At 51.9% G+C, this 15,307-nt stretch carries 12 protein-coding genes and 2 tRNA genes; 12 read left to right on the top strand and 2 right to left on the bottom strand.

The window, feature by feature from the left end:
• The first annotated feature begins 52 nt into the window (after positions 1–52).
• The gene (gene carA, locus EHW58_RS10815) at positions 53–1,192 is read left to right on the top strand and encodes a glutamine-hydrolyzing carbamoyl-phosphate synthase small subunit (RefSeq protein ID WP_152796355.1); all 1,140 of its coding nucleotides are present in this window, start codon (positions 53–55) and stop codon (positions 1,190–1,192) included.
• Positions 1,193–1,207: 15 nt separating this feature from the next.
• Positions 1,208–4,435: a carbamoyl-phosphate synthase large subunit gene (carB, locus tag EHW58_RS10810; RefSeq protein ID WP_077578309.1), complete on the top strand. Its 3,228-nt coding sequence runs from the start codon at positions 1,208–1,210 to the stop codon at positions 4,433–4,435.
• Between the two features lie 51 nt (positions 4,436–4,486).
• Here carB and dacB read toward each other — a convergent pair whose 3' ends face one another.
• On the bottom strand, positions 4,487–5,929 hold the full coding sequence (dacB, locus tag EHW58_RS10805) for a serine-type D-Ala-D-Ala carboxypeptidase (RefSeq protein ID WP_227986310.1): 1,443 nt from the start codon (positions 5,927–5,929) through the stop codon (positions 4,487–4,489).
• 276 nt (positions 5,930–6,205) lie between these two features.
• On the opposite strand from dacB, the gene greA reads away from it, so the two are divergent.
• A complete protein-coding gene (gene greA, locus EHW58_RS10800; protein ID WP_046075110.1) occupies positions 6,206–6,679 on the top strand; it encodes a transcription elongation factor GreA in 474 nt (157 codons plus the stop codon).
• Between the two features lie 103 nt (positions 6,680–6,782).
• Here greA and yhbY read toward each other — a convergent pair whose 3' ends face one another.
• Complete coding sequence (yhbY, locus tag EHW58_RS10795) at positions 6,783–7,079, bottom strand: ribosome assembly RNA-binding protein YhbY (RefSeq protein ID WP_046075111.1); 297 nt, start codon at positions 7,077–7,079, stop codon at positions 6,783–6,785.
• A gap of 204 nt (positions 7,080–7,283) precedes the next feature.
• Here yhbY and rlmE point away from each other — a divergent pair, with 204 nt between their 5' ends.
• The 9 genes from rlmE (at position 7,284) to nusA (ending at position 15,290) form a co-directional block, all read left to right on the top strand.
• A complete protein-coding gene (gene rlmE / locus EHW58_RS10790) occupies positions 7,284–7,913 on the top strand; it encodes a 23S rRNA (uridine(2552)-2'-O)-methyltransferase RlmE (protein WP_077578311.1) in 630 nt (209 codons plus the stop codon).
• A 51-nt stretch (positions 7,914–7,964) separates the two neighbouring features.
• Complete coding sequence (gene ftsH, locus EHW58_RS10785) at positions 7,965–9,902, top strand: ATP-dependent zinc metalloprotease FtsH (RefSeq protein ID WP_152796353.1); 1,938 nt, start codon at positions 7,965–7,967, stop codon at positions 9,900–9,902.
• Between the two features lie 62 nt (positions 9,903–9,964).
• Positions 9,965–10,816, top strand: a complete 852-nt coding sequence (gene folP / locus EHW58_RS10780) for a dihydropteroate synthase (RefSeq protein ID WP_046075114.1) — start codon at positions 9,965–9,967, stop codon at positions 10,814–10,816.
• Complete coding sequence (gene glmM / locus EHW58_RS10775) at positions 10,816–12,153, top strand: phosphoglucosamine mutase (protein WP_046075115.1); 1,338 nt, start codon at positions 10,816–10,818, stop codon at positions 12,151–12,153. The genes folP and glmM overlap by 1 nt, the downstream gene beginning before the upstream one ends.
• Positions 12,154–12,330: 177 nt before the next feature.
• Positions 12,331–12,669, top strand: a complete 339-nt coding sequence (gene secG, locus EHW58_RS10770) for a preprotein translocase subunit SecG (protein ID WP_046075116.1) — start codon at positions 12,331–12,333, stop codon at positions 12,667–12,669.
• Between the two features lie 7 nt (positions 12,670–12,676).
• Positions 12,677–12,763: transfer RNA gene (locus EHW58_RS10765), tRNA-Leu, on the top strand.
• A gap of 63 nt (positions 12,764–12,826) precedes the next feature.
• Positions 12,827–12,903 (top strand) — tRNA-Met (locus EHW58_RS10760).
• Between the two features lie 422 nt (positions 12,904–13,325).
• Positions 13,326–13,781, top strand: a complete 456-nt coding sequence (gene rimP, locus EHW58_RS10755) for a ribosome maturation factor RimP (protein ID WP_046075117.1) — start codon at positions 13,326–13,328, stop codon at positions 13,779–13,781.
• Positions 13,782–13,802: 21 nt separating this feature from the next.
• The gene (gene nusA, locus EHW58_RS10750; RefSeq protein WP_077578313.1) at positions 13,803–15,290 is read left to right on the top strand and encodes a transcription termination factor NusA; all 1,488 of its coding nucleotides are present in this window, start codon (positions 13,803–13,805) and stop codon (positions 15,288–15,290) included.
• Positions 15,291–15,307 lie beyond the last annotated feature (17 nt).

Raw genomic sequence — 15,307 nt, 5'->3', positions numbered from 1 at the left:
TGAATGCAACGTTAGTCGTAAAAAGTGCATTTCTATATAACTGGAGGTTGTCTTGAGCAAGTCTGCGCTCTTAGTCCTAGAAGATGGGACAGTGTTCCACGGTACCCCAATCGGCGCTGATGGCACCGCGGTGGGAGAAGTGGTTTTCAATACCTCGATGACGGGGTACCAAGAAATATTAACCGACCCCTCTTATTCCCGTCAGATTGTGACACTCACCTATCCTCATATTGGCAACACCGGCACCAACTCCGAAGACGAAGAATCTAGCCAAGTTCATGCCCAAGGCCTCGTCATTCGTGATCTTCCCCTGTTAGCCAGCAACTTCCGCAATCAACAATCCCTTTCTGATTACCTCAAACAGCACAGCATTCTCGGTATTGCCGATATCGATACGCGGAAACTCACGCGCTTGTTGCGAGAGAAGGGCGCGCAGAACGGCTGTATTGTGGCCGGTGACAGTGTGGATGAGGCCTTGGCGCTCGCGAAAGCGCAGGACTTTCCTGGCTTGAAGGGAATGGATCTCGCCAAAGAAGTGACCACCAAAGAAAGCTACCGCTGGACACAAGGCTCTTGGCAGCTTCATCAAGGCTTGCCCGAGGCTGCCGTAGAAGGTGAGTTGCCGTATCACGTGGTGGCCTATGACTTTGGTGCTAAACGCAATATTTTGCGCATGTTAGTTGACCGTGGCTGTCGCTTGACGGTCGTGCCCGCGACCACGCCAGCGGAAGAGGTGTTAGCGATGAGCCCGGATGGGGTTTTCTTATCCAATGGCCCTGGCGATCCGGCGCCGTGTGATTACGCGATTGAAGCGACGCGCACGTTTTTGTCAGAAGGCTTGCCTTTGTTTGGCATTTGTCTTGGCCATCAAATCTTAGCCCTCGCCAGTGGGGCGAACACAATTAAGATGAAGTTTGGTCATCACGGGGCTAACCATCCGGTCAAAGACTTGGAGCGTGGTGTGGTGATGATCACCAGCCAAAACCATGGCTTTGCGGCCGATAAAGACAGCCTGCCAGAGACGCTGCGCGCGACCCATGTGTCTTTGTTTGATGGTAGCTTACAAGGTATTCATCGCACGGATAAACCCGCATTTAGTTTCCAAGGGCACCCAGAGGCAAGCCCAGGGCCGCATGATGCCGCGCCACTTTTTGATCATTTTATCGACCTCATCAAACAACATCGCGCCTAATTGGAGTCGTTGAGCATGCCAAAACGCACAGACATAAAAAGCATCCTTATCTTGGGCGCAGGCCCGATTATCATTGGCCAAGCCTGCGAATTTGACTACTCAGGGGCACAAGCGTGTAAAGCCCTGCGCGAAGAGGGTTATCGTGTCATCTTGGTCAATTCCAACCCTGCCACCATCATGACAGACCCAGAGATGGCCGATGCCACTTACATCGAGCCTATCCAGTGGCAGGTGGTGAAACACATCATCGAAAAAGAACGCCCTGACGCCGTACTGCCAACCATGGGTGGCCAGACAGGTTTGAACTGTGCACTGGATCTCGAGCGCCATGGCGTGTTAGCCGAATTTGGCGTGGAAATGATCGGTGCCACCGCTGACGCAATAGACAAAGCCGAAGACCGCCATCGCTTCGATGAGGCGATGCAAAGCATTGGTTTGGATTGTCCGCGTGCGGGCATCGCCCACAGCATGGATGAGGCGCACAAGGTGCTCGACGAAGTGGGCTTCCCTTGTATTATCCGTCCCTCCTTTACCATGGGGGGCACTGGTGGGGGCATTGCCTACAACCAGGAAGAGTTCAAAGAGATTTGCGAGCGCGGCCTCGATTTATCCCCCACCAATGAGTTGTTGATTGATGAGTCACTCATTGGTTGGAAAGAATACGAAATGGAAGTGGTGCGGGATAAAAACGACAACTGCATCATTGTCTGCTCGATTGAAAACTTCGACGCCATGGGGGTCCACACGGGGGACTCTATCACGGTGGCGCCGGCGCAAACCCTGACCGACAAAGAATACCAATTGATGCGTAATGCGTCGCTGGCTGTTTTGCGCGAAATTGGCGTTGAAACCGGCGGCTCAAATGTACAGTTTGGGATTAACCCCAAAAATGGCCGCATGGTGATCATCGAGATGAACCCGCGGGTATCACGCTCTTCGGCATTGGCCTCAAAAGCGACCGGCTTCCCAATTGCGAAAGTGGCAGCCAAGTTGGCGGTGGGCTTTACCCTTGACGAGTTGATGAACGATATCACCGGTGGCGCAACGCCCGCCTCGTTCGAGCCGACCATCGATTATGTCGTGACTAAAATCCCACGCTTTAACTTTGAAAAATTTGCCGGCGCGAACGACCGTTTAACCACCCAGATGAAGTCAGTGGGTGAGGTGATGGCGATTGGCCGTAACCAGCAAGAGTCACTGCAAAAAGCATTACGCGGTCTGGAAGTGGGTGCGGCGGGTTTTGATGAGATGGTAAACCTGGATGACGATACGGCGTTAACTAAAATTCGTCATGAACTCAAAGAGCCCGGCGCCGAACGGATTTGGTACATTGCCGATGCGTTTCGTGCCGGTATGTCGGTCGATGGCGTATTTAATCTCACCAATATCGACCGCTGGTTTTTGGTACAAATTGAAGACATTGTCAAACATGAGCAGCAAGTGCGTGAGCAAGGCTTCGCGGGGCTCAACAAAGCCGCGCTGCGTCAGTTAAAACGTAAAGGTTTTTCTGATGTCCGTTTGGCAACCTTGTTAGGCGTGTCGGAAATTGAAGTACGCAAACTGCGTGACAAGTTCCAGATTCATCCTGTCTACAAACGTGTGGATACCTGTGCCGCTGAGTTCTCTTCTGACACCGCGTATATGTACTCTACCTACGATGAAGAGTGCGAGTCACAGCCGACGGATAAGAAGAAGATCATGGTGATTGGCGGTGGCCCGAACCGAATCGGGCAAGGGATCGAGTTCGACTACTGCTGTGTCCACGCATCTCTGGCCCTGCGTGAAGATGGTTTTGAAACCATTATGGTCAACTGTAACCCTGAAACCGTTTCTACCGATTATGACACCTCTGACCGCCTCTATTTTGAGCCGATCACTTTGGAAGACGTACTCGCCATCGTGAACGTTGAAAAGCCTGAAGGGGTCATTGTTCAGTACGGTGGGCAAACGCCACTTAAACTTGCCCGTGACTTAGAAGCGGCGGGTGTGCCGATTATCGGTACCAGCCCAGATGCGATTGACCGTGCTGAAGATCGCGAGCGTTTCCAAGATGCGGTGCAGCGCCTTGGCCTTAAGCAGCCTGCTAACGCCACCGTCACCGCACTGGAACAAGCAGTGGAGAAAGCCAAAGAAATTGGTTATCCGCTGGTGGTGCGTCCGTCCTACGTCCTCGGCGGGCGAGCGATGGAAATTGTCTATGATGAAACCGACCTACGCCGCTACTTTAACGAGGCCGTGAGTGTGTCGCATGAGTCGCCAGTCCTGCTGGATCATTTCTTGGATGATGCGACTGAAGTGGACATCGATGCCGTGTGCGATGGTGAAACCGCCGTGATTGGCGGCATTATGGAGCACATCGAGCAAGCTGGCGTGCACTCCGGTGACTCCGCTTGCTCGCTACCAGCTTATACCCTCAGTGACGATATCCAAGATCGCATGCGTGAACAGGTGCGTAAGCTGGCGTTGGAGCTAGGCGTCAAAGGTTTGGTCAACACCCAATTTGCGGTGAAAGATGATGAAATCTATCTCATTGAAGTCAACCCGCGTGCGGCGCGTACGGTCCCATTTGTGTCCAAGGCGACCGGTGTCCCGCTCGCGAAAATTGCAGCACGGGTCATGGCCGGACGCTCACTGGCCGAGCAAGGGTTTGTTAAAGAGGTGATTCCACCTTATTACTCGGTCAAAGAGGTAGTGCTGCCGTTCAATAAATTCCCAGGGGTTGATCCACTGCTGGGCCCTGAAATGCGCTCGACCGGCGAGGTGATGGGTGTCGGTGATACCTTTGCCGAAGCGTTTGCCAAAGCGGATTTAGCCTGTGGTAAAGCCTACAGCGAGGGTGGACGTGCCTTGTTATCGGTGCGCAATAATGACAAGCAGCGCGTGGTGGATTTAGCGGCGAAGTTGCTCAAGCTTGGTTTTGAGCTCGACGCGACCCACGGCACCGCGGTGATCCTTGGCGAGGCGGGCATCAATCCGCGTCTGGTCAATAAGGTACATGAAGGGCGACCACACATTCTTGATCGCATCAAAAACGGTGAGTACAGCTATATCGTCAATACCACGGAAGGGCGTCAAGCGATTGAGGACTCAAAAGTGCTGCGCCGTGGCGCACTGGCGGCTAAAGTGAATTATACCACGACCTTGAATGCTGCTTTCGCGACCTGTATGGCGTTAACGGCCGCCGATATGAGTAAAGTCAATCCTGTGCAATCGTTGCATGCACGGGTGCTGACCAAATCATAACAGTATGATTGTCAACGCGTATGAGCCCGCCATCTTGGCGGGCTTTTTTGTTCAGTGAGATGGCGCTCGTGTAGGCAGTAACTGACCGCGGATCAGCGCCATATAAAATTCACGCTCAAACTGAGTAATCGGCGAGGGCACATTCTCCGGCTGTGCGTCTTCCTCGGGATGATAATGACTGACAAGTTGCACCACGATATGCTGGTTTCCTGAATCATCCTCCAAAAACCCAGCTAGATTAAAGCTGCCATACAGCGAACCACTTTTGGCCTTTAAACGCCCTTTTATGGGGGCGTGGCGAATACTCTGGCGATACTTGAGGGTACCATCCACACCGGCAGTGGGGAGCATTTGAACCATGCCAAGTGCCGGGTGAGTGGTGATGTAATGCATCACCTGCGCCAGTTGGCGGGCGCTGAGACGGTTATTACGAGACAGCCCTGAGCCATCGACCAGCACAGCCTGTGATAGGTCAATCCCAGCCTCCTGCAATATCGCTTTCACCGCCGCGACGCCATTGCGATAAGAGCCAGGCTGCTGAAAGTAGCGGCGTCCCAAGGCTTTGAGAAGATTGTCGGCAATGAGGTTGTCAGAGTCGCGTAGCATCGTGGTGAGCAGGGAGGTAAGGGGCGCTGACTGGTGACGAGCCAACTCGCGTGACTGGCTGGGCGCCCGCGCCACTCGGATATCGCCTTTCACACGCACATTCAGGCGTGCGAGCTCATCGGCCACAATGGCTTTGACGTAAGTCGAAGGGGTCTGTACGGCAAAGTTGAGGGGCAGCGGACGCTCCCGATGCGGGAGGCAACCGGAAAAATAATACGTATTTTGCGGTGTCGCGGTGAGGTCGAGCCCGCAATGGCGGGTAGCTTGTTCGTCCTCGCTTACCGCTCGCGCTTGGTTCTCTACCGAAACGGGCTGGTGGTCAGGGACATGCACGCGTGTCAACGTACTATCAGGCTGGCTATAAATCGCACCTTGCACACAATTGTGATTGAGGGTGATTGCCGTGGAAGGTGCACTGTAGCAGACCGCTAAAATGTCCCATGGCCAGCCAGGCGCACGGGTGCGACCAGCAAACGCATGCCCATCCAGATAGAGATTGTTAATGGTATCGAGACCACGACGCGGTAATTGACTCAGCAGTTGACGAATATCCTTTCGAGTCAGTGAGGGGTCACCGTTAAAAATAAGGGCGATGTCATCACCGGTTTGCACCAATCGGGTGGAAAAACGGAAAGTGCTCGGTAAATAAAGCCGAGCGGCGAGTCCGGTGAGGAGTTTTTGTGTACTGGCTGGGGGCAGCAGCGCATCGGCTTGCTCACTGATCTGGGGCTGATTTTGCTGCGCATCACTCACCCATAGCGCGACTTGGCTGCCTTTGGGGAGTAATGGTGTCAGTTGTTCCAGTGTTAACGACGGCGCCGAGGCCGATGCAAACGGCACGAGGAAAACCGCCATGGGGGCGAGGCGGCGGAAAAGAGCGGACAGCATGGTAAAAGCCTTTTTGTTTGCGCATGCATGCCATCCTACCCTGTCTAGCCTTGAAGACAAGCCGTTCGGGGTGGCCAGGCCGTCAGCTGGGTTGGGGGCGAAGCGTATAGCCGATGGATGGCTCACGCTATCACCGGATCAGAGATGATTTTGCGCGAATTCTTGTTTACAATCTAAAAAAAGCGTTGAATTCCGCCGCGCCCAGATACTCTGTTTGGGCGTGGCTTTGTTTTGCCAAAATCCCTTTGCTGTGGATTGAAAGAGGTAATGTCATTTATGGATAAAGTGCCAATGACCGTACGCGGTGAGCAGCTGCTACGAGAAGAGCTGGACAAGTTGATCAAGCGTCGCCCTGAGATCTCCAACGCCATTGCAGAGGCGCGTGAGCTCGGCGACTTAAAAGAAAACGCAGAATATCATGCGGCTCGTGAAGAGCAGGGCATTTGTGAGGCGCAAATCCGTGACATCGAATACAAGCTGTCGGTGGCACAGGTGATTGATGTCACCAAGATGCCGAATAATGGCAAAGTGATTTTTGGCGCGACGGTCACCTTGATTGACGTGAGCACTGACGAAGAAGTGACCTATCGGATCGTGGGTGATGATGAAGCCGACATCAAAGCGAATTTGATTTCGGTGAATTCTCCCATTGCTCGCGGCCTGATTGGTAAAGAAGAAGGTGAAGAAGTGAGCATCACCACCCCAGGTGGCGTCAAAGAGTTCGAAATTGATAGCGTCGATTACGTGTAGGAAAGTGTTACGGAATGTAACTTTTCTCCGATGCTGACACAGTAAAAAGGCCGCAATGCGGCCTTTTTGTTATGCTACAGCACGTACTTGATCACACACATGATTATTTGCGTGGTAATTCAATTTTGCGTGCGTCGCTTTGGCGATAAATGACCAAAGTTTTACCGATTACCTGCACTTTTTCGGCGCCTGTTTCCCGTAGGATCGCGTCGATAATCAGGTTTTTGGTCTCACGGTCTTCAGAGGCCACTTTCACTTTAATCAGCTCGTGGTGGTCAAGCGCAAGCTCAATTTCAGCGACCACGGCTTCAGTTAAACCATTGGCGCCCATTAAGACTACAGGCTTAAGCGGGTGAGCCAGTCCTTTGAGATACTGTTTTTGTTTGGTGCTGAGTTTCATGTTGGCTCGATTTCTATTTGCTAGGGGTTGAAAACATGCCATTCTAACGCCATCTCACCACAAACTGAAACAGTAGAAAGTGGGCAGATGCCATGCACGTCGTCTGCTGGGTGAGAGTGAGTCTGTCTTTGAGAATAAGCTAACGCACACAATTGCCTGAATTTTATATGAATGTGGTGCATTGGCGGGCGTAGTAGGAACAACATGGCGAATAAAAAACACTCTGCCAGCTCAGGACGCTGGCTGAAAGAACACTTCGACGATAAGTACGTTCATGAAGCGCAGAAAAAAGGATATCGGTCTCGGGCTATTTTTAAGCTAGAAGAGATTCAGCAAAAAGATCGCATCTTGAAACCGGGAATGACAGTGGTCGATCTGGGCGCTGCGCCTGGAGGTTGGTCGCAATATGCCGCGACACAAGTCGGTGACGACGGGCAAGTGATTGCTTGCGATATCCTACCCATGGATCCCATGCCAGGTGTTAGCTTTCTTCAAGGGGATTTTCGCGAACAAGCGGTGCTCGACACCTTGCTCGAGCGCATTCAACCCAACCAAGTTGATGTGGTGATGTCTGACATGGCGCCAAACATGAGCGGCAATCAGGCAGCCGATCAACCCAAAGCGATGTATTTGGTCGAACTGGCATTAGAGATGTGCCGTGAAGTGCTGGGGCCGAAAGGCAGCTTCGTGGTAAAAGTTTTTCAAGGCGAAGGCTTTGATCAGTATTTGGCCGAGGTGCGTAAAATGTTTACAGCGGTCAAAATTCGAAAACCCGACTCATCCCGTGCAAGGTCGCGAGAAGTCTACATTGTGGCTACAGGTTATAAACTGTAGTACCCTTACATTTATCTATCTCAGTTATGCGAGGCTAACACCTTGAGTGACATGGCAAAAAACTTGATTCTGTGGCTGGTTATCGCCGTTGTCTTAATGTCTGTGTTCCAAAGCTTTGGACCAGGGGACAGCGCCGGTCGTCAAGTCGACTATACCTCTTTCGTACGCGAAATCGGCAACGATCAAATACAGGAAGTAAAATTTGACGATCGTGAGCTGAGTGTCACCCGACGTGACGGCTCACGCTATGTCACCTTTATGCCTGTGATGAATGATCCAAAGCTTTTGGATGATTTGCTTAACAAAAACGTGCGCGTGAAAGGGACGCCACCTGAAGAGCCAAGTATGTTGGCATCGATCTTCATTTCTTGGTTCCCAATGCTACTGCTTATCGGGGTATGGATTTTCTTCATGCGCCAGATGCAAGGTGGTGGCGGCAAAGGCGCCATGTCTTTTGGTAAATCAAAAGCCAAAATGATGAGTGAGGAGCAGGTTAAAACGACCTTTACTGACGTTGCAGGCTGTGATGAAGCCAAAGAAGACGTAAAGGAGTTGGTAGATTACTTGCGCGACCCAAGCCGTTTCCAAAAGTTAGGGGGTAAAATCCCAACCGGCGTATTGATGGTCGGCCCTCCGGGTACCGGTAAAACCTTGCTAGCCAAAGCGATTGCGGGTGAAGCCAAAGTACCGTTCTTTACCATTTCCGGCTCCGATTTCGTGGAAATGTTCGTAGGTGTGGGTGCATCACGCGTCCGCGATATGTTCGAGCAAGCGAAGAAAGCCTCACCTTGCATCATCTTTATCGATGAAATCGACGCTGTCGGTCGTCAGCGTGGCGCTGGGCTTGGCGGAGGTCATGACGAGCGTGAGCAGACCTTGAACCAGATGTTGGTCGAAATGGATGGCTTTGAGGGCAACGAAGGCGTTATCGTCATTGCAGCGACGAACCGTCCAGACGTGTTGGACCCTGCGCTATTGCGTCCTGGTCGTTTTGACCGTCAAGTGGTGGTGAGTTTGCCAGATGTGCGTGGCCGTGAGCATATTCTCAAAGTACACATGCGCAAAGTACCGCTAGGCAATGATGTCGATGCGTCACTGATTGCGCGCGGTACGCCGGGCTTCTCAGGGGCTGACTTGGCTAACCTTGTTAACGAAGCAGCATTGTTCTCTGCGCGTGGTAACAAACGTGTCGTATCGATGGTCGAGTTTGAACTGGCGAAAGACAAAATCATGATGGGTGCAGAGCGCCGTTCAATGGTGATGTCGGAAGAAACCAAAGAGTCAACCGCCTATCACGAAGCAGGTCACGCAATTGTTGGTCGCTTGGTGCCTGAACATGACCCTGTGTATAAGGTATCCATTATCCCACGTGGACGTGCATTGGGTGTGACCATGTACTTGCCTGAGCAAGACAGGATCAGCATGTCGCGTCAGCATCTCGACTCGATGATTTCAAGCCTTTATGGCGGACGCTTGGCCGAAGAGCTGATATACGGCAAAGAAAAAGTCTCGACGGGGGCGTCGAATGACATCGAGCGAGCGACGGATATTGCTCGCAAAATGGTCACGCAGTGGGGCTTCTCGGAAAAATTGGGTCCGCTTCTGTATGCAGAAGAAGAAGGCGAAGTCTTCTTGGGACGCTCGGTCGCGCAAACCAAGCATATCTCCGATGAGACAGCCCGACTCATTGACGCTGAAATTCGTGGCATCATCGACCGCAACTACGATCGCGCCAAGCAAATCTTGGAAGAAAACCTCGATATCATGCACGCGATGAAAGATGCCTTGATGAAGTACGAAACCATTGATGCAGCGCAGATTGATGATCTGATGGCTCGCCGTGACGTGCGAGAGCCCGCAGGCTGGGAAGGCGGTAATGGCGGTTCATCTTCAGATGATACGCCGAGCAAACCGGATGCCTCGAAAGCGAGCGAGTCTGACGACAAAAAACAAAAACCGCTTGATTCAGAAAACCAATCTGAAGCGTAAATCCCCATGAATGCAAACCCCGATACGTCGGGGTTTTTTTGATCGTGCTTGGAAACAAACACATGCAAATAACCCACAAGAATAACGCACTCCCCCTTACTCGCCCTGTCATCATGGGTATCTTGAATGTGACGCCGGACTCTTTCTCAGATGGCGGCCTGTTTCAGCACCGCGATATAGCGGTTGAGCGAGCGATGCAGATGCTAGCCGACGGCGCCACCATTTTAGATATTGGTGGCGAGTCGACACGCCCAGGTGCTGCTGATGTAGAAGAGCAAGACGAGATCAATCGTGTTGTCCCAGTCATTGAAGCGATTCGTGAGCAATCTGATTGTTGGATTTCGATTGATACCAGTAAGGCTGGTGTGATGCGTGCCGCAGTAAAAGCAGGCGCCAATCTCATTAATGATGTGCGAGCGCTGCAAGCGCCTGGTGCGTTGGAAGCGGCAGCGGATCTGCAAGTGCCTGTGTGCATCATGCACATGCAAGGACAACCACGGACAATGCAAGCGGCCCCTGACTACCAAGATGTCGTGGGGGACGTGAAAGCGTTTTTAGCAGCACGTATCGAGGCCTGCACTGAGGCGGGGATCCGTCGACAGAATATTATTCTGGATCCCGGGTTTGGTTTTGGTAAGACGTTGGCGCACAACTATCAGCTTCTCGCGGATCTCGATGCTTTTCATGACTTCGGGTTGCCTGTATTAGCAGGAATGTCACGCAAGTCAATGATTTACAAGATGTTAGAAAAAACGCCGCAGGATATTCTGGGCGGTAGCCTTGCTTGTGCCACCTTGGCGGCGGCGAAAGGCGCACAAATCATTCGCGTTCACGATGTGAAAGAAACCGCTGATGCACTCAAGGTCGTCGCCATGACAGCGCATGTAAAAAATGGATTAGGAGAAGAAAAATAATGACAGAGCGTAAGTATTTTGGCACCGATGGTGTGCGTGGCAAGGTGGGCGAATTTCCCATTACGCCGGAATTTATGCTAAAGCTTGGCTGGGCCGCAGGTCGCGTGTTATCACAACAAGGCACACGTAAGGTTCTGATTGGTAAAGACACGCGCATTTCTGGGTATATGTTAGAGTCGGCGTTGGAGTCGGGGCTCTCTGCGGCGGGTCTAGAAGCCGCCTTTACCGGCCCCATGCCGACACCTGCGATTGCCTACTTAACCCAAACGTTCCGCGCGGAAGCTGGGATTGTGATTTCGGCGTCACATAACCCGCATTATGATAACGGGATTAAATTCTTCTCCTCAGAAGGCACTAAACTGGCTGATGAGGTTGAGTTAGCGATTGAAGCTGAGCTGGAAAAAACACTGACTTGTGTCGAGTCGGCTGAGTTAGGTAAAGCCAGCCGCATTAATGACGCGGCCGGGCGTTATATCGAGTTTTGTAAAGGTACCTTCCCGAGCGCTTTAAGCCTGAGTGGCTTAAAAATTGTGCTCGATTGTGCTCACGGTGCCACCTATCACATTGCGCCTTCTGTGTTTCGTGAACTCGGTGCGGAGGTGACCACCATTGGCTGTGCGCCCAACGGTACCAATATAAACGATGAGGTGGGGGCCACGGACGTTCGTGCGTTACAAAAACAAGTCCTCGAACAAAAAGCGGACTTAGGCATCGCTTTTGACGGTGATGGCGACCGCGTGATCATGGTGGATCACCTTGGCAACAAAGTCGACGGCGACCAAATTGCGTATATTATCGCCCGCGAGAGCCTGCGCCGTGGTGAATTGAAAGGCGGTGTCGTTGGTACCCTGATGACCAACATGGGGATGGAGCTTGCGCTTCAGTCTCTCGGCATTCCGTTTGCGCGCGCCAAAGTGGGCGACCGTTATGTGATGGAAAAGCTGCAAGAGAAAGGCTGGCGGATCGGTGCAGAAAACTCGGGCCACGTCATTGTGCTGGATAAGGTCACGACCGGTGATGGCATTGTCGCCGCGTTGCAAGTGCTGGCGAGCATCGCCGCGACGGGGATGGATCTTAAAGCCTTAAGCGATGGCATGACGCTGCTGCCCCAGGTGTTAGAGAACGTCCGTTTTAGCGGCACGGTTGACCCGTTACAAAGCGCGCCTGTGCTGGCAGCTAAAGCCAGTGTAGAGGAAAAGCTGGGCGAACAAGGACGTGTACTGTTGCGTAAATCGGGCACTGAACCTTTAATCCGAGTGATGGTGGAAGGGCCTGAGGCCGACAACGTCCACGCTTATGCGCTTGAAATCGCAGAGGCGGTGAAAGCGAATTGTTGATAACGGTCGAGCGGGTGGTCATAGATTGCGCAAACAGCGTCGAAATCAAGGTTTTTTGCAATTTCCTCTTGTTTCGTCACCGCGCTTTCGCTAGTATTCACCCGCTCCCAACAAAGGGGGCTGCGCTGGCTGAGAAGTAACACTGCCGGCTCAACAACCTGGAGCATAGGTGGAACCATGTACGAAATTCTACTTGTGATTTATCTGTTGGCCGCAATCGGTGTAATTGGCCTGGTTCTGGTTCAGCAAGGTAAAGGCGCAGATATGGGAGCCTCGTTCGGGGCTGGAGCATCAAATACAGTATTTGGCTCTGGCGGCTCTGGAAACTTTTTGACCCGAATGACAACCGGTTTTGCAATTGCATTTTTTGCCCTGAGTTTGGTGCTTGGTAACCTCACTGCACATAAGCCTGAAGCAAAAGGCGGTTTTGAAGATTTAAGCGAGCCTGCTACACAACAGCAAGCGGCACCAAAAGAGGACGAAATCCCTGTTGATAACAGTGAGATCCCTCAGTAAAAATTGAGCCGAGGTGGTGGAATTGGTAGACACGCTATCTTGAGGGGGTAGTGCCTTTATAGGCGTGCGGGTTCAAGTCCCGCTCTCGGCACCAAGTTCACAAAGGGCATTTGCTTGCACCTTTGTTGCAAAAAGCGATATAATAGTCGCCATCGGACGCGGGATGGAGCAGTTTGGTAGCTCGTCGGGCTCATAACCCGAAGGTCGGCGGTTCAAATCCGTCTCCCGCAACCAATTTTAGGTTGGTGAAGTGAAATATCAGGTTGAATGCAATCAACACGACCTCCGGTCGGCGCCGTTGCACGGCGCGATAAAATCCGCTTCCCACAACCAATTTCAAGTTTGTTGTTAACATAACGGCTAAACTGAATAACGCGTTAGCGTTTCTTACTAAAGCCACGCTAACCGGGCTAGCCACGTGCTAGCCTTTTTGCCCTCGGGGCAGCACGAAGCGGACCAATAAGCCTTTGTGCAGAGAGTTACTCTCTCGTTATTGCTGAGATGATTCCGACACCAGCGATAACGGCTACGCTACTGGCGTAGCATCAGGGTCCAGTTACATTAAACCCCGATCTTCGGGGTTTTTTGTTATCTGAAGAAGACCATTCGGATAGTAACTGGGCTTTTAAGCCCTTTTTTTATTTCTGGGGTTTGGAATGACAGGATTAGAGAAACAACTGACTGAACTTTTGGCCGCGCCGGTTAAGGCGTTGGACTATGAGTTGGTTGGGCTTGAATTTGTTCGAGCTGGCCAACATTCGACACTGCGTATCTTTATTGACCATGAAAATGGCATTACCGTCGACGATTGTGCCGACGTGAGCCGTCAAGTGAGCGCAGTGTTGGATGTAGAAGACCCAATCACAGTGGCTTACAACCTAGAGGTGTCATCACCAGGTGTTGATCGTCCACTGTTCACCGCTGATCATTATCAGCAATTCATCGGGCATGAAGTGAACATCGTGCTGAAAATGGCTATGCAAAACCGCCGTAAGTGGAAAGGAGAAATCCTTTCTGTCGATGGCGATACCATCACGGTTCGCGTTGACGGCCAAGATGAGGCGTTTGCCTTGAGTAATATCGCCAAAGCAAACCTGGTTCCTTCATTTTAAGAGTAAATGAGGCATTAGTAGATGAATAAAGAAATCTTGGCTGTTGTCGAAGCGGTCTCAAACGAAAAAGCCGTTCCCCGTGAGCGTATTTTTGAGGCACTAGAAACCGCACTGGCAACGGCAACTAAAAAGAAGTACGAAGCCGACATTGATGTACGTATCGCCATTGATCGCAAGTCCGGTGAATTCGATACATTCCGCCGTTGGCTCGTGGTTGATGAAGTGACACAGCCTACGCGTGAAATCACGCTAGAAGCCGCACAGTACGAAGACGAAACCTTAGAGTTGGGTGGTTACGTTGAAGATCAGATTGAATCTGTTGCCTTTGACCGTATTACCACCCAAACGGCTAAGCAAGTGATCGTACAAAAAGTGCGTGAAGCTGAACGTGCGCAAGTGGTTGAGCAGTTCATGGACAACGAAGGTGAACTGGTTACCGGTGTGGTCAAGAAGGTTAACCGTGATGTGATCATCGTTGACCTAGGCAACAACGCGGAAGCGGTTATCCAGCGTGAAGATCAACTGCCGCGTGAAAACTTCCGCCCGGGTGATCGGGTACGTGGTTTACTCTACGCCGTCCGTCCTGAAGCACGTGGCTTCCAACTGTTCATGACTCGCTCAAAACCGGAAATGCTGAGTGAGCTGTTCCGCATTGAAGTGCCAGAAATTGGCGAAGAAATGATTGAGCTGATGGGCGCGGCGCGTGACCCTGCTTCACGGGCAAAAATTGCCGTGAAAACCAACGATAAACGCATTGACCCTGTGGGCGCCTGTGTGGGTATGCGTGGTGCGCGTGTGCAAGCCGTATCGACCGAGTTGGGTGGTGAGCGTATTGATATCGTGTTGTGGGATGATAACCCGGCGCAGTTTGTGATCAATGCCATGGCGCCGGCCGACGTAGCCTCTATCATCGTCGATGAAGACACGCACTCCATGGATATTGCCGTTGCGGCGGATAACTTGGCGCAGGCGATTGGCCGTAATGGTCAAAACGTCCGTTTGGCATCTCAACTAACCGGTTGGGAACTGAACGTGATGACGGTTGAAGATCTACAGAAAAAACACCAGGAAGAAGCGCAAGCCTCTGTCGAATTGTTCGTGAAGTACCTCGATATTGACGAAGACTTTGCCGAAACCTTGGTGGAAGAAGGGTTTACCACCCTTGAAGAAGTGGCCTATGTGCCAACCAGCGAAATGCTCGAAATCGATGGACTAGATGAAGACACCGTCGAGATTTTGCGCGCACGTGCCAAAGAAGCGTTGACCACCATCGCGCTGGCACAAGAAGAGTCGCTGGGAGATGTTGAACCTGCCGAAGATTTGCTGGCACTGGATGGTCTTTCTCGTGAAATGGCCTTTAAACTCGCCGCTAAAGGCGTGAAGACCTTGGAAGATCTGGCTGATCAAGGTACTGACGATCTGTTAGATATCGACGGATTAGATGAGACCAGTGCAGGTGAGCTGATTATGGCCGCGCGTAATATCTGCTGGTTCAGCGACGAAGCGTAAAGACGGCAAAGGAGGAG

It is taken from the genome of Salinivibrio sp. VYel1 (assembly GCF_009377945.1).
Lineage (GTDB): Bacteria > Pseudomonadota > Gammaproteobacteria > Enterobacterales > Vibrionaceae > Salinivibrio > Salinivibrio siamensis.
This window is presented reverse-complemented; position numbering and strand designations above follow the sequence as displayed.

What these genes read in the sequence shown, in the direction of transcription:
- rlmE (WP_077578311.1), top strand. Translation starts at nt 7,284, where the DNA reads ATGGCGAATAAAAAACACTCTGCCAGCTCAGGACGCTGGCTGAAAGAA.
- greA (WP_046075110.1), top strand. Translation starts at nt 6,206, where the DNA reads ATGGATAAAGTGCCAATGACCGTACGCGGTGAGCAGCTGCTACGAGAA.
- yhbY (WP_046075111.1), bottom strand. Translation starts at nt 7,079, where the DNA reads ATGAAACTCAGCACCAAACAAAAACAGTATCTCAAAGGACTGGCTCAC.
- dacB (WP_227986310.1), bottom strand. Translation starts at nt 5,929, where the DNA reads ATGCTGTCCGCTCTTTTCCGCCGCCTCGCCCCCATGGCGGTTTTCCTC.
- glmM (WP_046075115.1), top strand. Translation starts at nt 10,816, where the DNA reads ATGACAGAGCGTAAGTATTTTGGCACCGATGGTGTGCGTGGCAAGGTG.
- carB (WP_077578309.1), top strand. Translation starts at nt 1,208, where the DNA reads ATGCCAAAACGCACAGACATAAAAAGCATCCTTATCTTGGGCGCAGGC.
- nusA (WP_077578313.1), top strand. Translation starts at nt 13,803, where the DNA reads ATGAATAAAGAAATCTTGGCTGTTGTCGAAGCGGTCTCAAACGAAAAA.
- rimP (WP_046075117.1), top strand. Translation starts at nt 13,326, where the DNA reads ATGACAGGATTAGAGAAACAACTGACTGAACTTTTGGCCGCGCCGGTT.
- folP (WP_046075114.1), top strand. Translation starts at nt 9,965, where the DNA reads ATGCAAATAACCCACAAGAATAACGCACTCCCCCTTACTCGCCCTGTC.
- secG (WP_046075116.1), top strand. Translation starts at nt 12,331, where the DNA reads ATGTACGAAATTCTACTTGTGATTTATCTGTTGGCCGCAATCGGTGTA.
- ftsH (WP_152796353.1), top strand. Translation starts at nt 7,965, where the DNA reads ATGGCAAAAAACTTGATTCTGTGGCTGGTTATCGCCGTTGTCTTAATG.